Raw genomic sequence first — 18,525 nt, forward strand, 5'->3', positions numbered from 1 at the left:
CGCCGTGCGGCAGTTGCGGCGGCAGGGACCGGCAGACCGGTGCTGCCGCCATTGCCGTCGCTTTGTGTATTCACGTGCCGCGAACAATGCGCAGCACCGGCGCCCCTACACTGCGAGTCGTTCAAGGGCCGATCGTCCTCATCGGGTCGTGCGTTCCGAGGACTTTCCCGCAACGTTTATTTCCCCATGGGATACGCATATGCTGAACGACAACTCAATACTCGTGCTGGGCGCCGGCGAACTCGGCATGGCCATGCTGCGCAGTCTCTCCCGCCGTGCCAGGCACGCGGACAACGTATCGATCGCTGTGCTGCTTCGTCCATCGACGATATCGTCCGAGAATCCAGTCAGACAGAAAAACGTCGACGAGCTGCGTGCCCTCGGTCTCGAACTCGTCGCGGGAGACGTCGCCACGCAAACGGGCGCCGAACTCGCGGCCATTTTCAGTCGGTTCGATACGGTTATTTCGTGTACCGGATTCGTGGGCGGTAGCGGTGTGCAGCGCAAGATCGCTCACGCGGCACTCGATGCCGGAGTCAAGCGGTACTTTCCGTGGCAATTCGGCGTCGACTATGACGTCATCGGCAGAGGCAGCGCACAGGATCTGTTCGACGAACAGCTCGATGTGCGCGACCTGCTTCGTGCGCAGTCGCGCACCGAATGGGTCATCGTCTCTACCGGCATGTTCACGAGCTTCCTGTTCGAGAAGTCGTTCGGTGTCGTCGATCTGGAGACCCGTACCGTGAACGCTTTGGGAAGCTGGAGCAACGCCGTTACCGTGACGACGGCCGACGACATTGCGTCGCTGACCGTCGAAGTTCTCTTCACCGAGCCGCGAATTGCGAACCAGGTCGTGCATATCGCCGGCGATACGGTCACGTATCGCGAGGTTGCGGATACGGTCGACAGGGTGCTCGGCGTCAAGGTCCGCCGCAACGAATGGACGGTGCCTGAATTGAAGCGGCAGTTGGCCGAAGAGCCGCAAAACGGATTGCGAAAGTATCGTGTCGTGTTCGCGCAAGGGCGCGGCGTCGCGTGGGACATGAACCAGACATTCAACGCGAAACGAAACATCGGAGTCTGTTCGCTCGAAGAGTGGCTCCGAAACAACCTGTCGGACGCACCGCTCGCCTCTGGCTAACTCGCCGCCTAGGGCTGCGCTCGGCTGCGAGACATCGTTCACGTTTACGTCGGATCGCACCGGACCGACCGCTCGCGGCAATACTTCGCTTGCAAAAACCTTTCATCGCGCAGTCGATTGACCCGCGCGATGCGCGCGATCCAGCAAGAATTTCGTGCGTCTGCAACAATTGCGAAGTTCGAACCGCGCTGCTGTTTCGCATCCCGATCCAACGCCGGCTCGCCGCCCCCGCCACTTCCTGCAGAGCCCGGTTTTGTCCGCACACGACCCCGCCCCCAATCCGATCCGCGTCGCGGATCAATCGATGTCCACCGGCCTGCGCTTCGCGCTCGTCGCCATCATGCTGTCGGTCGCGCTCGCGTCGATCGACACCGCGATTGCCAATACCGCGCTACCCGCTATCGGCGCCGATCTGCACGCGAAGCCAGCCGCATCGGTTTGGATCATCAACGCGTATCAACTCGCGATGGTCTCGACGCTGCTGCCGCTCGCCGCGCTCGGCGACATCATCGGCCATCGGCGCGTATACATCAGCGGCATTGCGCTCTTCACGGCGGCGTCGCTCGGCTGCGCGCTGTCGCCGACCCTGCCGTTCCTGGCGGTCGCGCGCGTTGCGCAGGGCGTCGGCGCCGCGGCGATCATGGGCGTCAATTCGGCATTGATTCAAACGCTCTATCCGCCGCATCGGCTCGGGCGCGGGCTCGGCCTGAACGCGCTCGTCGTCGGCGTCTCGTTCGCCGCGGGGCCGACCGTCGCTTCATTGATCCTTTCGGTGGCAAACTGGCCGTGGCTTTTCGCGGTCAACGTGCCGCTCGGCATCCTCGCCATTTCGTTTGCGCTGCCAGGCTTGCCGAACACCGCGCGTGGCAAGCACCAGTTCGATCCCGTCGCGGCGGTGCTCAATGTCGTCATGTTTGCCGCGCTGATCTTCGCGCTCGCGGAAGCCACGCAGCGCGCGTCGGCGCATGTCGTGCTGATCGCGGCCGCGATTGCGCTCGTGTTCGGGGCCTTGATGGTGAAGCGCGAAGCAGGACACCCGGCGCCGATGCTGCCTGTCGATCTGTTCAAGCGGCCTGTGTTCGCGCTTTCGGCAGTGACGGCCGTCTGTTCGTTCGCCGCGCAAGGGCTCGCGTTCGTGTCGCTGCCGTTTTATTTCGAAACGGTTCTGCAGCGCAGCCAGGTTGAAACGGGCTTTCTGATGACGCCGTGGTCGGTAGTCGTGGCGCTCGCGGCGCCGTTCGCGGGCCGGATGTCCGACCGCTATCCGCCGGGCCTGCTCGGCGCGATCGGGCTCGCGGTGTTGAGCGCAGGAATGGTGTCGCTCGCGTTGCTGCCGCCGAATCCGTCGGTGCTCGACATCACGCTGCGCATGTGCGTATGCGGTGCGGGCTTCGGCTTTTTCCAGTCGCCGAATCTGAAGGCGATTATGGCGAGCGCGCCGCGCGAGCGCAGCGGCGGCGCCAGCGGCATCATCGCAACGGCGCGTCTGCTCGGACAGACCACGGGCGCCGCGCTGGTCGCATTGAGCTTCGGTATTGCCGGGCGTCACGGACCGACGCTGGCGCTCGCGACCGGCGCCGTGTTCGCGGGCGCCGCGAGCATCGTCAGCGGCTTGCGGCTCTTCGCGCCTTCACATCGCGCAAAGCAACGCGAAGGCGCTGCCGGGCCGCAGCCGCACGCACACACTGCGGCGCCGGTAGAAACAGGCGGTCAGCGCGCGAAATAGCTCTTTACCGCGGCGATAAACGTATCGATATCGGCTCGCGAAACATCCATGTGCGTGACGAAGCGCGACGCGTACAGCATCTGCGTGAGGATGCCGCGCTCTTTCAGGAACGCTTCCAGCGGCGCGCAATGCTCCTGCGGCATCTGCGCGAACACCATGTTCGTCGCCTGCGATTGAATTTTGATCGCGCCGATCTGCGCGAGGCCGGCGGCCAGATGCGCGGCGTTATCGTGATCTTCTGCGAGACGCTCGACGTTATGTTCGAGCGCATACAGGCAAGCGGCCGCAAGTACGCCCGCTTGCCGCATGCCGCCACCGAGCACCTTGCGCCAGCGATGCGCGCTCTCGAGCAGCGCCTTGCTGCCGACGAGCACCGAACCGACCGGCGCACCGAGCCCCTTCGAAAAACAGATCGACACCGAGTCGAACGGCGCGCATAGCGCCTCGATCGGCCTTTGCGACTCCACCGCGGCGTTGCACACGCGCGCGCCGTCCAGATGCGTCGCGAGGCCGCGATCGCGCGCGAACTGCGTCGCTTCGGCGACATATCCGGCGAGCAACACCTTGCCGCCGATCGTGTTTTCCAGCGCCAGCAATCGCGTGCGCGCGAAGTGATCGTCGATCGGCTTGATCGCCGCGGCGATCTTGTCGAGCGGCAACGAGCCATCGAGCGCGTTTTCGATAGGCTGCGGCTGGATGCTGCCGAGCACAGCCGCACCGCCGCCTTCGTATTTATACGTGTGCGCAGCCTGGCCCACGATGTATTCGTCGCCGCGCGCGCAATGCGCCATCAGCGCCGCGAGGTTGCTTTGCGTGCCGCTCGGAAAGAACAGTCCGGCCTCCTTGCCGGCGCGCTCGGCGACGGTTGCCTGCAGGCGCAGGACGGTCGGGTCGTCGCCCCAGACGTCGTCGCCGACCTCGGCGCACGCCATGGCGGCGAGCATGGCCTTGCCCGGCCGGGTAACGGTATCGCTGCGCAAATCGATCATGGACTTTTCCTGTAAGGATGGCGGAAGTCGCGGCGCGCACCGGGCGCCGCGAACATGACGTGAATGCGCGAGTGTATCAACTCTTAACGACGCAAACCGGAGGCGAGACCATGCGGTTCGTGAAGAAACGGGTGCGGCCTAACGTGGCAACCACGCAAGCGGATCGGCCGGGCGGCCGTCCTGGCGCACTTCGAACTGGATCGATCCGACATTGTTGCTGTCCTGGCCGGCCTCGGCCACCGGCTGCCCTTGCGTGACGGCCTCGCCTTCCTGCACGAGCAGCTTGCTGTTCTGGCCGTACGCGGTGATCAGCGAGTCGTTGTGCTTGATGATGACGAGCGGACCGTACGCGGGAATGCCGGTGCCCGCATAGACGACGCGACCCGCGGCGGCCGCTCTGACCGTTTCGCCGACGCGCGCGCCGATCACGATGCCGTTCGTCTTGCCGGGCACGAAGCGCTTCAGTATCGGACCGCGCAGCGGCCATGCGAGGATGCCCTGCTGCGCCGCCGCCGACGATGGCGGCTGCGGCGCGCCGACCGGCGGCACCGCGGCCGCGCCCGGCGTGAGCGAAGGCGGCGACACGCGCAGCACTTGTCCCGGCGTAACCGACGTTTCCAGGTTCATGCCGTTCCAGCTCGCGAGGTCTTGCGGACGCTGGCCGAACGCGCCGGCGATGCTTTGCAACGTATCGCCGGGATTCACGCGGTAGAACCCCGCCGGGACGCCTGTCGACGCCGCACCGCCGGTCGTCGAACGCGTGCCGATCGTGGTTGGCGGCGGATTGCTTTCCCATGGCGAAGTAAACGACGAGCACGCGCAGAGCAACGTCGCCAGGGAAAAAACGGAAGCGCGCAGAATCCAGACTTGCCTATGTGCGGTATGCCACTTGCCGGTCATTTTTATAATCCTCGACACGGTCGGAAATGAACGTTGAAGAGCCATTATGCCGTCGCTTGACGGCCATCGTCACGCGCGGCGGCGCACGAACTTCGTGAACTCTGGCGGTGTCGCTGGCAGGCGTTCCTGCATGCCTGCCGCGCATTCGCCGTGCGGCTCGCGCGATGCCCGCCCTGCATTCGCAGTTTCCGTTCCCGCTCCCCGCTCTCGCTTCCCGGGCACGTCGAAAACGTCGAAAACGCCGCGGACGTCGAGCGACGATCGATCCGCTCCGCTTGCCTCGCTCATTCAACCTTCTGCGCGGCAACCATCGTTTGCATTGCAGATCAATTGATCGTCGCACCCGGCCGCGAAGCGTCACATCGCTTTGCAGGCCCGCTTTGCAGCGCGCTATACGCTGCCTTCCGATTCCACAACGAGAATACGTGCCTCGCCCACCGGGTGCGCGACATGTTCGGTGCCGATCGACGCATGGAACACATCTCCGGTCTCGAGCATGGTCGTCTGCTCGACACCGTTTTCGCGGTACCGCATTTCGACGCGGCCATCGAGCACGGCGAATACCTCTTCCCCGTCGTTGATATGCCACTTGTATGGTTGATCGGTCCAGTGCAGGCGCGTCGTGATGCCGTTCATGTTCGCGATATCGAGCGCACCCCACGGGCGTTCCGCGGTAAAGCCGCGGCTGCGGATAATCTTCATGGTAGCCAAGCCTGACGATGATGTTGCGGCCCGGACATTATAGGGCCGCAAAGGTCGGCAGCCCGCTGCATCCGGATTCGTGCGACCATTGCTTCCACACGCCGCTCGCCTATACTGGATCAGGCTGCCGCCATGCACAGCGGGCGAGCAAGCCGCCGCAACGTCCTGTCCATGAGGAGTTCGAGCATGAACAAAGCCATGTTTCTGGCTGTGCAGCTCAGCGTCGACGAGGTTGCGTCGTCGCACAGTCTCGTCGAACTGTTGAACACGCATCTCGTGTTCGCAGCGGATGTCGCCGAGGCGGCCGACGCGCTCGTGCAGCTTGCCAGCGTGTCGCATCTCTCGAGCGGCGTCGAGGCGACCGTCGAAATTTCCGCAGTTGCGATCGAACGTCTGCGCGATGCGCTCGATACCTTGAGCGGCTACGACGAATCGTGGCTCTTCGCACTCGAACCGAGCCAGGCGCTATTCGACGAAATCACGCGCCCACAGCGCACATTGCACTGACACCCCGCCTCGTCCGGCCTGTTTGAACCAGAAGTCTCCTTACGTTGCAGCATCGACCAATTAGTTAGCTATCCGCATGAATATGGAGGTGATGCCTTGAAGCTGCTTCTGAACCGTCGCCGCACGGTGCCCGCCGATGGCATCGCGCATCTCGTGCGCATCGATCGAAACGCGTCGATATCGGCCGACGCGATCGTCGATGCGCCTGTGCACGATGCGCGGCCCGCTTCGTCCGCTTCGTCTAATTCGCCGGGCCATACGCCCGAACGGCCCGTGCGGCCGGTGGCGACCTTGCATCCGATGCCCGCAATGCCGTCGCAAGCGAACGGGCGCGTCGCGCACTTCGCCGATCCGGGAGAGATCGAGTGGCTCGTCGAGGCCGGCGCGCTGACGCCGTTTCGCGTGTTTCGCGCGTTCGATTATTCGGCGAGTCTGCTGTTTCACGCGAAGGAGTTGAAGTACTACGTTGCGCTGTATCAGGACGGCACACCGTGGCGTGCATTGAGAGCGAACGACCTCGATGCGGCACAAGGCATCTTCTACCAGTTCGAGCAGCAGGCAATGCGTCTTGCCGACGGGCAGACGCGCCGCGCGCAACTCGAAGCGCAAAACGAGCAGTTGACGAAGCTGATCGCGCAATCGGAGGCGCAGGCCGAGCAATTGCGCAAGGCGCTGCAGCGATCGGCAACCCAGGAGCAGGCGGTAACGAGCCGCCAGCATCAGGTGCGCCGCGAGGTCGCGCAACTCGAAGCGCAGCGTGTCGCGGCGCAAGCGCAATTGAACAAGGTGCACCGGCAGATCCATCAACTCGATCTGGCCGCGCACGACGGCGTCCCGCATCTGACGAATCGCTAGCGCGGCCGGCGCGCGAGCCGACGTAGCGGCTCGCATGCGTACTTGCGGAAACGCCGGCACAACACATGCGTACATGAAAAACGCCGGCCAGATTACGCTGGCCGGCGTTTTTCTTCATTCTGCTTCAGCCGCGCGGACGCATTTCGGTCACCGCGCCGATTCACTTCCGCGCTCGGGTTCAATGGCCCGCTTGCGAGGTGCCGATTTCTTGCACACCGTAACCGCTCGTATCGCCGCGGGCGACGGCATGTTGCGCACGCTGTGCTTGCAGACGCGCTTCGGCCGCCTGAATGTTGCGCGGATAATCCTGGCGATCGCTCAGCGGGTCATAACCGACGTTCTCCAGCGCGATCAGTTCGGCACGCACTTGCGCGCGCGTCAGCGGCTGGTTCGACTGCGCAGACTGCGCGAACGATGCAACAGGTGCGGCGAAGAGCGTAGCAACGAGCACTGCCGGAATCAGCTTGTTCACGACTTATAACCTCCGAGACTTCGTTTTTAGGTGTGCCGGGAACGTGTAGTTCGGGGCGTTGAATGAAGTCTACGGAACGGTGTGCCTAGGGTAAATACCTAGTCTGTTGATACAGCATTCCAATTTACGCAATAATTGCGTCGTCAAACAATGTTTTTTGTTATCTCATAATTTGGAACGCAACAATGATCGCCTCGAAGCGGCCGGCAGGAAAAACAACGGGGCCACCCGCCAGTGGCCCCGCCGTCTTCGCGCTTACGCGCCGAAGCAAACGCAAATGATCGAACCTGCCGCCCTCTACGCCCACTCGGCGTGGAAGCTGCCCGGCTTGTCGACGCGCTCGAACGTGTGCGCACCGAAGAAGTCGCGCTGCGCCTGCACGAGATTCGCCGGCAGACGCTCGGAGCGATAGCCGTCGAAGTACGCAATCGCCGACGAGAACGCCGGCACCGGCACACCGGCCGCCACGGCCGCCGTCACCACATCGCGCAAGGCGCCCTGGTAGTTCGCAGCGATATCGCGGAAGTACGGGTCGAGCAGCAGGTTCGCCAACGCCTTGTCCTTCGTATAAGCGTCGGTGATCTTCTGCAGGAAGCGCGCGCGGATGATGCAGCCGGCCCGGAAAATCTTCGCGATCGTGCCGTAGTCGAGATCCCAGTTGTACTCTTCGGAGGCCGCGCGCAGTTGCGCGAAGCCCTGCGCGTACGAAATCACCTTGCTGAAGTACAGGGCGCGCCGCACCGATTCGATAAACGCCTCGCGCTCGCCTGCGAACGGCTTCGTCTTCGGCCCCTCGAGCACCTTGCTCGCGGCCACGCGCTGGTCCTTCAGCGACGACAGCACGCGCGCAAACACGGCTTCGGTAATCAGCGGCAGCGGCGCGCCGAGGTCGAGCGCGTTCTGGCTCGTCCACTTGCCCGTGCCCTTTTGCGCGGCGCGGTCGAGAATGATGTCGACCAGATCCTTGCCCGTCGCGTCGTCTTTCTTGCCGAAGATTTTCGACGTTATTTCGATCAGATAGCTGTCGAGCTCGCCCTTGTTCCACTCGGTATAGACGCGGCCCAGTTCCTCGTTCGAGAGGCCCAGCACCTGCTTGAGCACCGCGTAGCTCTCGGCGATCAATTGCATATCGCCGTATTCGATGCCGTTGTGCACCATTTTCACGAAGTGGCCCGCACCGTCCGGCCCCATGTAGGCGACGCACGGCTCACCGTCGTCGGGCGCCTTCGCGGCGATTTCGGTGAGGATCGGCGCGACGAGATCGTACGCGTCGCGCTGGCCGCCCGGCATGATCGACGGGCCTTTCAATGCGCCTTCCTCGCCGCCCGAGACGCCCGTGCCGATGAAATGCAGCCCCGCTTTCGCGAGATCCTGGTTGCGGCGAATCGTGTCGGTGAAGTGCGTGTTGCCGCCGTCGATCAGAATGTCGCCTTTCTCGAGCAGCGGCTGCAGCGCGGCGATCGTCGCGTCGGTCGGCGCGCCAGCCTTGACCATGAGCAGAATGCGGCGCGGCTTTTCGAGCGACGCGACGAATTCTTCCATCGTGAAAGTCGGCACGAGTTTGCGGTCGGGAAACTCGGCGATCAGCTCGTCGGTTTTCTCGCGCGTCCGGTTGAATACGGAAACCGCGTGACCGCGGCTTTCGATGTTGAGCGCCAGATTGCGGCCCATGACCGCTAGCCCCACTACGCCGATTGCCTGTTTGCCCATGTGAGTTCTCCAGATTTCCGGGTGACGTCAAGCCGCGCAGACCTGCCTTGCGTGCAAGGCGCGCGCGGCGTCGAGGATGAAAGGATAAAAGAAATGCTCAAGCTGCGTTCAGATTGCCGCATCCGGCACGGCGCGCGCGCCTCGCCCGCTGCGTGAGACTTGCACCGTGCATCAGCGTTTCCGGAACACGAGACTGAAGTTGTTCGCAGGCATCGCAATCGGCTCGTCGCACGCGAACCCGGCCGCATCGGCAAGCTGCACGACCGTCTCCATGTCGCGCACACCCCATGCCGGGTTGCGGTTCTTCAGGTGCTGATCGAATGCTTCGTTCGACGGTGACGTATGCGCGCCGCCGCGCCGGTACGGGCCATACAGGAAGAGCACCGCGCCGCGCTCGCCGAGCACACGCGACGCGCCGTCGATCAGCGCTTCGGTGGCCGCCCACGGCGAGATATGAATCATGTTCAGGCAAAGCAGCGCTTGCGCGGCATCGATGCCCCACGGCGTGCGGCAGACGTTGAGATCGAGCGGCGGCCGGATATTCGTCAGACCGCTGAGCGCCGTCCACGCCTCGATCGATGCGCGCGCACCCGGGTCCGCGTCGCTCGGCTGCCAGTCGACGCCAGGAAACGCTGCGGCAAAATGAATCGCATGCTGGCCGGTGCCGCTCGCGATTTCGAGTACGGTGCCGCGTGGCGGCAAGACCGTGCGCAGCACGGCGAGGATCGCGTCGCGATTGCGCTCGGCCGACGGCGAGTGCTCGCGCAAATCGGCGGACCGGTGAGTCGAATCGGTGGAGGTCATAGCTGTCTTGCCCCGTGAGGTGGGTTCGATATGCGTCAGTAGAGGCTCGTGCGCAGTCTTTCCACGAGGTCGCGATCGTAGGCGTCGGCATCGAAGGACGGACCGTTCAGGCGTCGATGGATCTCGCCTGCGCTCGGCAGCTGCGTGCGTTCGACGTGGTGCGCCGGATCCCACAGTTTCGAGCGCACGAGCGCCTTCGAGCAGTGAAAGTAGACCGCATCGATATCGACGATCAGCACGGTGCGAGGCCGTTTGCCGTTCACCGCAAAGCGGTCGAGCCATTCGCCGTCGATGCTGATGCGCGCGCGGCCGTTCACGCGCAGCGTCTCGCCGACGCCCGGCACGATAAACAGCAAGCCGACCTGCGGATTCGCGACGATATTGCGCAGGCTGTCGATGCGGTTATTGCCGATGCGGTCCGGTATCGCAAGCGTGCGGTCGTCCACGATCTGCACGAAGCCCGGCGCATCGCCGCGCGGCGAGCAGTCGAGTCCGCCGGGACCGCTCGTCGCGAGCATGACGAGCGGCGCGTGCTCGATAAACGCACGATAGTCTTCGTTGACGAACGTGATTTCCTTGCGCACCGAGCGTTCGTGCGGCGAACCGTAAATCGCTTCGAGTGCTTCGATCGTCGTCAGCGTCGACATCGTTCCATCTCCATGTTTGCGTGGTTCCCGTTACGGCGTTTCTGTCGCGTCGTTCCCGCAAGATCGCTTCGTCTCAAGTGCTGGCGAGCCGCGCCGCAAGCGCGGTCAAGGTTTCGCCGCACGGCGCCGCGATTTTCAGCGTCAGCAACGGATCTGCACGCGTGAGCCCCAGGTTGATCGCGGCAATCGGCTTGACCTTCTGATGAGCCCAGACGCAAAAGCGATAACCCGAATACACCATCAGCGACGAACCGACGACCAGCACCGCATCCGCTTCATCGAGCGCGCGCGCCGCCGCGTCGACGCGCTCGCGCGGCACGCTCTCGCCGAAGAACACCACCGACGGTTTGAGCAGTCCGCCGCAATGCGTGCAAGCCGGCACACGGAACGAATCGAGCGCGTGCCATTCGAGATGCGCATCGCCGTCCGCGGCCGGTTCGGCTTGCGCTTCGAGCAACGCCGGATTTTCCGCTTCGAGTATCTGTTGAATCGACGCGCGCGCATGCTGCGCACCGCAGTCGAGACACGTCACCGCACCGATGCTGCCGTGCAGTTCGATCACCTTGGTGCTGCCGGCGCGCTGATGCAATCCGTCGACGTTTTGCGTGACGAGCGCCGTGATGTGCCCCGCCGCCTCGAGCCGCGCGAGCGCGCGATGCGCCGCGTTCGGCTGCGCCTCGCCGACGACAGGCCAGCCGACCATGCTGCGCGCCCAATAGCGGCGGCGCGAGGCATCGGCGCCGAGAAACTCCTGCAGCGTGATCGGCGGCGAGCGCTTCCATTGGCCGTTTTCGTCGCGATAGCCTGGAATGCCGGAGTCGGTGCTGATGCCGGCGCCCGTCAGCACGAACAGGCGCGGATAGCGCGCGACGAAGTCGTGCAACGCGTGCAGAGTGTCGGATTCGATAGGCGGGGCGGCAAGTTCTGTCATAAAGCGCAGCTGCAGAGCGAAACGCAAAGCAAACGCAAACCGAGTACGAACAAGGCACGGCGTTCAAACCGCGCTACTCGCGCTTGCAGACGCTATTGCACATGCACTATCGAGCACCGCTGCCGTGCCGCTTCTGCCACGCGGCGAGCGCGGTGCGATAGCGCTCCAGCGCCTCATTGTACAGATCGAACACACAGGGATCGCAGCCGCTGCGGCAGCAGTCGTCGGCGCAGGGACGAACGGGCGGCTCGGGCGGCGGGTCGTCTTGCACTGCCGGCGCCGCCTTGCGTCGGGACTTGCGAACGCGATCGCCGGCCCTCGCATTCACGCCGCCCCTCACCCGCGGCCGACGAACGGCATCTTGCTCGCCATGATCGTCATGAACTGCACGTTCGCCGACAGCGGCAAATCCGCCATATGCAGCACCGCATCGGCCACATGTTCGACATCCATCAGCGGTTCGACGGCCACCTGCCCGTTCGCCTGCGGCACGCCCCTGGCCATGCGCGCGGCCATCTCGGTCGCGGCGTTGCCGATGTCGATCTGCCCGCAGACAATGTCGTACGGACGCCCGTCGAGCGAAACAGACTTCGTGAGCCCGGTGATCGCATGCTTCGTCGCCGTGTAGGCGATGCTGTACGGACGCGGCGCATGCGCGGAGATCGAGCCGTTGTTGATAATGCGCCCGCCGCGTGGCATTTGCGCTTTCATCATTGCGAAGGCGGCGCGCGTGCAGAGGAACACGCCCGTGAGATTCGTATCGACGACCGCCCGCCAGTCTTCGATGGCGAGCGCGTCGATCTCGACCGGCGGCGCACCGCGTCCCGCGTTGTTGAACAGCACGTCGAGCCGCCCGTAGCGCACGCGGATCGCGTCGAACAGCGCGGCAACGCCGTCCACGTCGGCCACATCGCACGCGTGCGCGAACGCGTCGAAGCCGCCCGCGAGCGCCTCGGCTGCCAGTTCGTCGAGCGGCTGCTGCCGGCGGCCCGTCAGCACGACGCTATAGCCATGTTCGAACAGCTTGCGCGCCGTCGCGCGGCCGATGCCGCTGCCCGCGCCGGTGACGAGCGCCACCTTGCCGACCGCGGCTTGCCGGCTTTCCGGTGCATCCTGCGCACCGAACGCCATCTGTGCTTCGCGGACATCGTCCGCGCTATGTTCAGCCACTGTGCCCTCCTTCGGTTGAGCAGGCGGTGCTCGACCGATGCATGGATCATGCGCGCCACGGCACGACGCAACGCAATGCGCGCACGGCCTTGCCGCAATGCATGCGTGGTTGACGCGCAAAGCGTTTTACGGAAAAACCACCTCGCGCATGTTTGCGCCGCCCCGGTTCGCGAATCGATTGCCGCTTGCCCGGGGGCGCCGACGAGGCACATGATGACCGATCCGCACGCGCTGCGTAGTCTCGCCGGCAACGCAAGAAGAAGCACGCGCATGCCCGGCGAGTAAACGGCTCATCGCCCCGCTTGTGCTACATGCGTTTGCGGATCAGCCCGTAAATAACGAGCAGCACGATCGCGCCGATCACCGACGCGATCCACCCCGCGCCCTGCCCCGGCTGATACCACCCGGCGGCACGCCCGACGTAGCCCGCGATCAGCGAGCCCGCGATGCCGAGGATGATCGTCATGATGAGACCCATCTTGTCGTCGCCGGGTTTGATCGCGCGCGCAATCAGACCGACGATCAAGCCGACGATCAACGTACCGATGAATGAAAGCATATGCACCTCCCTCTTTGATGAAGCCACGTGTCGTGGCCAAATGGCACGGCGTGCCGTGAAACAATCGGTTAGCGCGTCCGCATACGGAATCTATACGCGGAAATCGGCGGCAAAGTCTTCATCGGTGCGCGCGTCGAGCGCGCCGCTGCGGCATGCTTTCACGAATGCATCGTAGTCGCGCTCGACCTGGTCCGCATAGGCAGAAGCGTACTGGGCGAGCGCCTCGGCGAACTGATCGTTGCGTCCGATGTAGGCGGCGATCTCAATCGCCTTGCCGCTCGCTTTCGCATGCGCTCGCGCGAGCGCCCAGCCGCATACGCGTGCATAGCCGGCAAGCAGTTCGGCATCGACGAGTTCGACGTTCAGCGACAGCTTCATGTCGAGCAATTGCCGTACATAGAGCGGACGCCCGCCAGGGCCCGTGGCCCAGCCGAGAAAAATATCGCTGGCCGCCTGCAGCATCTGCTGCCCGCGCACGACGCGCTCGCCTTCGTGACGCGGCTCCTTCGACTTGAAGTAGCGCGCGACGACCGAAGGCCGCGCCTCCTTCGCCTGCAGGAAAAGCGGCCTGCCGGCCGCATCGGTGGCGAGCAGCACGAGGCAGCGCGTGCCGACGCTGCCGACGCCGACGACCTTGAACGCGAGGTCCTGAATGGTGAACCGCTCGAGCAGTTCGCGCCGGTCGGGCGGCAACGTGTGCAGATAGTCGGCATAGACAGGGTCGACGAGCTTATTCCAGTCGCCGAGTCGAAACCAGTCGTCGTCACGCGCAAACAGCGTGTTCGAGCCGTGCACGTGAAACAGGCCGGGCGGCATATCGCGCATCGCGAAGCGGTCTCCGACGCGCTCCGCGATCTTGTCGAGCATGCTGTCGTGCGTGCGGGCGGCCGCCTTTTCCATGCCGCGGCGAATCCGGCGACGCCCTTCGGGCGTCAACGCCGCTTCGATCATGCGATCGAACGTAATGCGCTCGTACCAGAGTTCGAGCGTGCCGGACTGCGCGTATTGCGCCATGCGGTCGCGATACTGCAGCACCGCCGACATCGCCGTATCGTGCGCGGCGCCGCGGCTGAAGCCGAGTTGACGCGCCGCGACCGTAAAGCTCGCGACGAGGCGCTTCAGATCCCATTCGAACGGGCCGTGCGCGGTTTCGTCGAAATCGTTGACGTCGAAAATCAGATGCCGCTCAGGCGTTGCGAAGCCGCCGAAGTTCAACAGGTGGCTGTCGCCGCAGATCGGCTGCACGAGCGAGGTATGCGGTAGCTGGCCCAGATCGTGCGCCTGCAGGGTCGCGCTGCCGCGAAAGAAGGCGAGCGGCGAAGCGGCCATGCGGCCGTAGCGCAGCGGCACGAGCCGCTCGATGCGGCCGGCGCTGCTTTGCGCAAGCAGTTCAAGCGGGTCGCGGCGGATCTCGCCGACTGTGCGATGGCTCGAGCGTTTCGAGTGCTCGCGTGCGGTCCGGCCGGCGGCTTCCCGTTCCGCGATGGTGCTGCCCTTCATGCGCCTCTCCGTTCTTGTTGATCGACGTGCCGCGGATAGCCATTGAATGAAGCCTGTGGAATTCTAGCAACAATCGCTCTGACGGCAGCGTTGGCTAACCATCTTTGACAAACCTGAGCTTGAACCGCGCACACACGCAGTGCAGTACGATGCAAAAACGATAACCGGTCACCGAGGCATCACCCGCACCCATGGAGCAGCGCAACATGTCGATCGAAGTCGGTACCGCGTCATGGACGGACGCCACGCTGATCAAGTCCGGCAAGTTCTATCCGAAGGGCTGCACGAGCGCCGAGGCGCGGTTGCGCTTTTACGCCGAACATTTTCCGATGGTCGAAGTCGATGCGTCGTACTACGCGATGCCGAGCGCGGCCAATAGCGCGCTTTGGGCGCAACGCACTCCCCCGGGCTTCACGTTCAACATGAAGGCGTTCCGGCTCTTTACCGGGCACCAGACCGAGCCGAAATTCTTCCCGCCCGATATCCAGCAGGCGTTGCCGAAAACGGGCAAAAAGAACCTTTATTACCGGGACATCCCGCCCGATATCATCGACGAGCTATGGGCGCGCTTTTTCGAAGCGCTCGAGCCGTTGCGCGCGGCCGGCAAGCTCGGCGCGGTGCTGTTCCAGTTCGCGCCGTGGATCACCACCGCATCGCGCGACAAGGCGCACGTCGCGCATTGCGCGGACCGCATGGCGCCTTATCTGACCGCGTTCGAGTTTCGCAACGCAAGCTGGTTCGACGATCGGCACCGCGCTTCGACGCTCGCATTCGAACGCGAGCGCGGGCTCGTGCATGTGGTCATGGATGCGCCCGACGTGACGACGCGTGCGCATACGGTGTGGGAGGTCACGTCGCCGCGGCTTGCTATTGTGCGTTTGCATGGCCGCAACGCCGAGACATGGTCGGGCAGCACGACCGCGTCCGGGCGCTTCAACTACGACTACAGCGATGAAGAACTCGAAGAGCTGATCATCCCGATTCGCGAGATCGCGAAACGGGTGGACCGCACCGACGTCGTGTTCAACAACTGCTTCGAAGACTCGGCGCAGCGCAACGGGTTGACGATGATGCGGCTGCTTGGGCAGCGCTATTCGGCGTCCGGGTCCGGGTCCGGGTCCGGGTCCGGGTCCGGCTTCGAGTTTGGGTGAGGCGGCTCGGGTTTGCGTGCGCCGCCTCCATCACATCGCCGACGCAACGGCGCACGCTGCCACGGCGCGTTATTGCGATCCGGCGCCCGACGCACCTGATGGCGCCGCGGCGCCGTTCGTGTGCTCGCCGTTCGTGTGTTGATTGATCCACTGGTCGAGCGACGTCGGTCCGGACGACGCTGCGCCCGCCGCATTCGGAGCCGGCGTCGCCGAACCGGACAGCGACGCGCCCGCGGCCGTGCCGCTCGCAACTGCCGCGCCCGGCGCATTCTGCACCCCCGCCGTGGCACCAGGCGGCGACAACAGCGGCGGCACCGACGCGCCGTGGGGCGCGACGATCTGCGGCGGCTCGACGTCGCGCGGCTCAGCCGGTGCGGACGCAACAGGCGCGGGCGCAGCGGGTGCGGCCGGCGCAGCAACCATCGCCGGCGCCCGGCGCGGCGCGCGCGGCGTCTCCTTCTGCGGCGCGGGCTTGTTGTCCGCACCAAACAGATGGCCCCACCACGTACTCGCCGTCGCACGCAGCGAATCGAACACACCCGTCTGCTTCTCCTCGACGAACTTCGCACGCGGATCGATGAGCCGCGAACGCAGCGCGCGCTGGAAGAAATCGCCGACGATCGGCAGCGCGCTATGCGCACCCTGCCCCCAGTAATCGCTGCGCAGCGTCACACGGCTGTCGTTGAAGCCGACCCACGCGCCCGCCACCAGTTGCGGATGCATGAGGATGAACCAGCCGTCGGCATCGTCCTGCGTCGTGCCCGTTTTGCCCGCCACGTCCCCGCGAATGCCGAAGCGCGTGCGGATCGCGCTGCCCGTCCCTTTGTCGACCACGCCGCGCATCACGTCGAGCAGCGTCTGCGCGGCGGCCGGCGGCAATGTCTGCTCGGGCCGCGCGGGCCGGAATTGCGCGAGCACGTTGCCGTCGCGATCCTCGATCTGCGTGACGAACATCGGCGGAATATAGGCGCCGCGATCGGCGATCGTGCTGTACGCCGATACCATTTCCTTCAGCGTGACCGGGCTCGTGCCGAGCGCAAGCGACGGCACCGCGTCGAGCCGGCTGTCGCGCACGCCCATCGAATAGGCGAGGCGCGCAACCTTCGATGGCCCGACTTTTTCCATCAGCTGCGCGGTGATGCGGTTCTTCGAATAGGCGAGCGCGTCGCGCAGCGTGACCGGCCGGCCGCTTGGCGGCGTATCGTCGTTCGGTTTCCAGATTTCGCCGCCCGCCAGCGTGATTTCCACGGGCTGATCGACGAATGTGTCGTCGGGCTTCGCGCCGTTTTCGAATGCCGCGCCATACACAAACGGCTTGAACGTCGAGCCCGGCTGGCGCCGCGCCTGCTGAACGTGATCGTACTGGTCGTCGCTGAAATCGCGGCTGCCCACATAGGCCTTGATCTCGCCGTCGCGCGGATCGATGGCAATGAACGCCGCCTGTACGCGCGTCTTGTCATCGCACAGCGACTGCATCAGGTGACGGTCCGATTCGACCTGCTTGAGCGCAATGTCGTCGGCAAGGCCCGACTGCTTTGCCGCGCGATACTCGGGCGTCTCGCGCACGAACGCGGTAAATACGTCCTGATGCGCCGAACACGCATGACGCGTGCCCCACACCGAATTCGCCACCGATTGCAGCTGGTTGCCCTGCCAGACGAGTGCCTGCGTCGCCATCGTCTGCAGGCGCGAATCGAGCGTCGTGCGCACAATCAGGCCGTCTGAATAGATGTTGTAGTCGTTGGCGTCGGCCCACTCGATCAGCCACTTGCGCAACTGCTGCGCGAAATGCGGCGCCGGGCCCGGCGGCTCCGTCTGGCGCTCGAAATCGACGCCGAGCGGCCGGCGCTGCAGCGTCTGAAATGCGGCCGGCGTAAGCCGTCGATACTTCACCATCTGCGCGAGCACGATATTGCGGCGCTGCAACGCGCGCTCGGGATTGATCACCGGGTTGTAGTAGCTGTTGCCCTTCAGCATGCCGATCAGCGTCGCGCTTTCGATCACCGTGAGGTCGTGCGCCGATTTGTCGAAATAGGTGCGCGCGGCCATTTCGATGCCGTACGCGTTGTACAGGAACGGCACCGTATTCAGATAGGTTTCGAGAATCTCGCTCTTCGTATAGACCGCTTCGATCTTGAAGGCCGTGATCGCTTCCTTGATCTTGCGCGTAAGCGTCGGCGCGCGGCCGATTTCGTCGGGGTACAGATTGCGCGCGAGTTGCTGCGTGATCGTCGAGCCGCCCTGGCGATCGCCCGAGAACGTATGCAGCGCCGCCGACGCGGTGCGCTTGAAATCGATGCCGTGGTGCTCGTAGAAACGATGGTCTTCGGTCGAGATCAGCGCGTCGATCACGTGCGGCGACACATCCTGCAGCTTCACCCATTCGCGGTTCGACGGTTTGAATGTCGCAAGCAGCTTGCCATCCGCAGAAAACACCTGGGCCGGCTGTTCGACTTTCGCCTTGCGGATGTCGCCGATGCTCGGCGTGAACGGAATCAGGATCAGCACGTACAGCAGCATCAGCGCCGGCACCGCGGCGACCGTCAGCGCGACGCCACGCCGTGTCGGATGACGCACGCGCTCGAGCGCGCGAATTGCGTAGGGCTTGAGGAAGTCGAGCGCCGTCGCGCAGAAACTACGGACGAACGGCGCGATGGGTCGTTTCACGCAGGCTTACCGTCGGCAGAAAAGGCTGCATCGTACCAAACCAGCGCGCATAGGCCCGCGTTTTTGCGTTGAAACGACGGCCGCAACCCATGCG

General features: G+C 64.5%; 18 protein-coding genes. 5 read left to right on the forward strand and 13 right to left on the reverse strand.

What is annotated here, in order from left to right; translation table 11 throughout:
- Positions 1 to 199 precede the first annotated feature (199 nt).
- Together BTO02_RS32720 and BTO02_RS32725 are read left to right on the forward strand one after the other, a co-directional pair.
- Positions 200 to 1,141 (forward strand): aromatic alcohol reductase, encoded by a 942-nt coding sequence (locus tag BTO02_RS32720; protein ID WP_075161094.1) that lies wholly within the window; start codon positions 200 to 202, stop codon positions 1,139 to 1,141.
- A 304-nt stretch (positions 1,142 to 1,445) separates the two neighbouring features.
- Positions 1,446 to 2,867, forward strand: coding sequence for an MFS transporter (locus tag BTO02_RS32725; RefSeq protein ID WP_083615495.1), 1,422 nt, complete (start codon positions 1,446 to 1,448; stop codon positions 2,865 to 2,867).
- Here BTO02_RS32725 and ltaE read toward each other — a convergent pair.
- The 3 genes from ltaE to BTO02_RS32745 form a co-directional block, all read right to left on the reverse strand.
- Positions 2,852 to 3,856 carry a low-specificity L-threonine aldolase gene (ltaE, locus tag BTO02_RS32730; RefSeq protein ID WP_075161095.1) on the reverse strand — a complete coding sequence of 335 codons (1,005 nt, stop codon included), beginning with the start codon at positions 3,854 to 3,856 and terminating at the stop codon, positions 2,852 to 2,854. The genes BTO02_RS32725 and ltaE overlap by 16 nt on opposite strands.
- Before the next feature lie 138 nt (positions 3,857 to 3,994).
- On the reverse strand, positions 3,995 to 4,756 hold the full coding sequence (locus BTO02_RS32735) for a peptidoglycan DD-metalloendopeptidase family protein (RefSeq protein ID WP_075161096.1): 762 nt from the start codon (positions 4,754 to 4,756) through the stop codon (positions 3,995 to 3,997).
- A 390-nt stretch (positions 4,757 to 5,146) separates the two neighbouring features.
- Positions 5,147 to 5,458 carry a cupin domain-containing protein gene (locus BTO02_RS32745; RefSeq protein WP_075161098.1) on the reverse strand — a complete coding sequence of 104 codons (312 nt, stop codon included), beginning with the start codon at positions 5,456 to 5,458 and terminating at the stop codon, positions 5,147 to 5,149.
- Positions 5,459 to 5,644: 186 nt separating this feature from the next.
- Between BTO02_RS32745 and BTO02_RS32750 the strand changes: the two genes are divergently transcribed.
- Both BTO02_RS32750 and BTO02_RS32755 read left to right on the forward strand, forming a co-directional pair.
- Positions 5,645 to 5,965, forward strand: coding sequence for a hypothetical protein (locus BTO02_RS32750; protein ID WP_075161099.1), 321 nt, complete (start codon positions 5,645 to 5,647; stop codon positions 5,963 to 5,965).
- 96 nt (positions 5,966 to 6,061) lie between these two features.
- Positions 6,062 to 6,820, forward strand: coding sequence for a DUF2968 domain-containing protein (locus tag BTO02_RS32755; RefSeq protein WP_075161100.1), 759 nt, complete (start codon positions 6,062 to 6,064; stop codon positions 6,818 to 6,820).
- 178 nt (positions 6,821 to 6,998) lie between these two features.
- Here BTO02_RS32755 and BTO02_RS32760 read toward each other — a convergent pair whose 3' ends face one another.
- From BTO02_RS32760 to BTO02_RS32800, 9 genes are all read right to left on the reverse strand, one after another.
- A complete protein-coding gene (locus BTO02_RS32760) occupies positions 6,999 to 7,292 on the reverse strand; it encodes a DUF4148 domain-containing protein (protein ID WP_075161101.1) in 294 nt (97 codons plus the stop codon).
- A 297-nt stretch (positions 7,293 to 7,589) separates the two neighbouring features.
- Positions 7,590 to 9,002, reverse strand: a complete 1,413-nt coding sequence (gene gndA, locus BTO02_RS32765) for an NADP-dependent phosphogluconate dehydrogenase (RefSeq protein WP_075161102.1) — start codon at positions 9,000 to 9,002, stop codon at positions 7,590 to 7,592.
- Positions 9,003 to 9,173: 171 nt separating this feature from the next.
- Positions 9,174 to 9,806: a DUF938 domain-containing protein gene (locus tag BTO02_RS32770; RefSeq protein ID WP_075161103.1), complete on the reverse strand. Its 633-nt coding sequence runs from the start codon at positions 9,804 to 9,806 to the stop codon at positions 9,174 to 9,176.
- 35 nt (positions 9,807 to 9,841) lie between these two features.
- Positions 9,842 to 10,453: a pyridoxamine 5'-phosphate oxidase family protein gene (locus tag BTO02_RS32775; RefSeq protein ID WP_075161104.1), complete on the reverse strand. Its 612-nt coding sequence runs from the start codon at positions 10,451 to 10,453 to the stop codon at positions 9,842 to 9,844.
- Between the two features lie 73 nt (positions 10,454 to 10,526).
- A complete protein-coding gene (locus BTO02_RS32780; protein ID WP_075161105.1) occupies positions 10,527 to 11,384 on the reverse strand; it encodes an NAD-dependent protein deacetylase in 858 nt (285 codons plus the stop codon).
- Between the two features lie 106 nt (positions 11,385 to 11,490).
- Positions 11,491 to 11,724 carry an oxidoreductase-like domain-containing protein gene (locus BTO02_RS32785; protein ID WP_332262274.1) on the reverse strand — a complete coding sequence of 78 codons (234 nt, stop codon included), beginning with the start codon at positions 11,722 to 11,724 and terminating at the stop codon, positions 11,491 to 11,493.
- Positions 11,721 to 12,515 carry an SDR family oxidoreductase gene (locus BTO02_RS32790; RefSeq protein WP_075161106.1) on the reverse strand — a complete coding sequence of 265 codons (795 nt, stop codon included), beginning with the start codon at positions 12,513 to 12,515 and terminating at the stop codon, positions 11,721 to 11,723. Before BTO02_RS32790 ends, BTO02_RS32785 begins: the two co-directional genes overlap by 4 nt.
- Positions 12,516 to 12,861: 346 nt before the next feature.
- The gene (locus tag BTO02_RS32795; RefSeq protein WP_075161107.1) at positions 12,862 to 13,113 is read right to left on the reverse strand and encodes a GlsB/YeaQ/YmgE family stress response membrane protein; all 252 of its coding nucleotides are present in this window, start codon (positions 13,111 to 13,113) and stop codon (positions 12,862 to 12,864) included.
- A gap of 90 nt (positions 13,114 to 13,203) precedes the next feature.
- Positions 13,204 to 14,613, reverse strand: a complete 1,410-nt coding sequence (locus BTO02_RS32800; RefSeq protein ID WP_075161108.1) for a DUF2252 domain-containing protein — start codon at positions 14,611 to 14,613, stop codon at positions 13,204 to 13,206.
- A 206-nt stretch (positions 14,614 to 14,819) separates the two neighbouring features.
- On the opposite strand from BTO02_RS32800, the gene BTO02_RS32805 reads away from it, so the two are divergent.
- Positions 14,820 to 15,764 (forward strand): DUF72 domain-containing protein, encoded by a 945-nt coding sequence (locus BTO02_RS32805; RefSeq protein WP_075161615.1) that lies wholly within the window; start codon positions 14,820 to 14,822, stop codon positions 15,762 to 15,764.
- 69 nt (positions 15,765 to 15,833) lie between these two features.
- On the opposite strand, the gene BTO02_RS32810 is transcribed toward BTO02_RS32805, so the two are convergent.
- Positions 15,834 to 18,431: a penicillin-binding protein 1A gene (locus BTO02_RS32810; RefSeq protein ID WP_442953473.1), complete on the reverse strand. Its 2,598-nt coding sequence runs from the start codon at positions 18,429 to 18,431 to the stop codon at positions 15,834 to 15,836.
- Positions 18,432 to 18,525: the final 94 nt, after the last annotated feature.

This window comes from Paraburkholderia sp. SOS3 (assembly GCF_001922345.1).
Taxonomy (GTDB): domain Bacteria; phylum Pseudomonadota; class Gammaproteobacteria; order Burkholderiales; family Burkholderiaceae; genus Paraburkholderia.

What these genes read in the sequence shown, in the direction of transcription:
- BTO02_RS32735 (WP_075161096.1), bottom strand. Translation starts at nt 4,756, where the DNA reads ATGACCGGCAAGTGGCATACCGCACATAGGCAAGTCTGGATTCTGCGC.
- BTO02_RS32780 (WP_075161105.1), bottom strand. Translation starts at nt 11,384, where the DNA reads ATGACAGAACTTGCCGCCCCGCCTATCGAATCCGACACTCTGCACGCG.
- BTO02_RS32725 (WP_083615495.1), top strand. Translation starts at nt 1,446, where the DNA reads ATGTCCACCGGCCTGCGCTTCGCGCTCGTCGCCATCATGCTGTCGGTC.
- BTO02_RS32805 (WP_075161615.1), top strand. Translation starts at nt 14,820, where the DNA reads ATGTCGATCGAAGTCGGTACCGCGTCATGGACGGACGCCACGCTGATC.
- ltaE (WP_075161095.1), bottom strand. Translation starts at nt 3,856, where the DNA reads ATGATCGATTTGCGCAGCGATACCGTTACCCGGCCGGGCAAGGCCATG.
- BTO02_RS32790 (WP_075161106.1), bottom strand. Translation starts at nt 12,515, where the DNA reads ATGGCGTTCGGTGCGCAGGATGCACCGGAAAGCCGGCAAGCCGCGGTC.
- BTO02_RS32800 (WP_075161108.1), bottom strand. Translation starts at nt 14,613, where the DNA reads ATGAAGGGCAGCACCATCGCGGAACGGGAAGCCGCCGGCCGGACCGCA.
- BTO02_RS32775 (WP_075161104.1), bottom strand. Translation starts at nt 10,453, where the DNA reads ATGTCGACGCTGACGACGATCGAAGCACTCGAAGCGATTTACGGTTCG.
- BTO02_RS32750 (WP_075161099.1), top strand. Translation starts at nt 5,645, where the DNA reads ATGAACAAAGCCATGTTTCTGGCTGTGCAGCTCAGCGTCGACGAGGTT.
- BTO02_RS32745 (WP_075161098.1), bottom strand. Translation starts at nt 5,458, where the DNA reads ATGAAGATTATCCGCAGCCGCGGCTTTACCGCGGAACGCCCGTGGGGT.
- gndA (WP_075161102.1), bottom strand. Translation starts at nt 9,002, where the DNA reads ATGGGCAAACAGGCAATCGGCGTAGTGGGGCTAGCGGTCATGGGCCGC.
- BTO02_RS32720 (WP_075161094.1), top strand. Translation starts at nt 200, where the DNA reads ATGCTGAACGACAACTCAATACTCGTGCTGGGCGCCGGCGAACTCGGC.
- BTO02_RS32770 (WP_075161103.1), bottom strand. Translation starts at nt 9,806, where the DNA reads ATGACCTCCACCGATTCGACTCACCGGTCCGCCGATTTGCGCGAGCAC.
- BTO02_RS32795 (WP_075161107.1), bottom strand. Translation starts at nt 13,113, where the DNA reads ATGCTTTCATTCATCGGTACGTTGATCGTCGGCTTGATCGTCGGTCTG.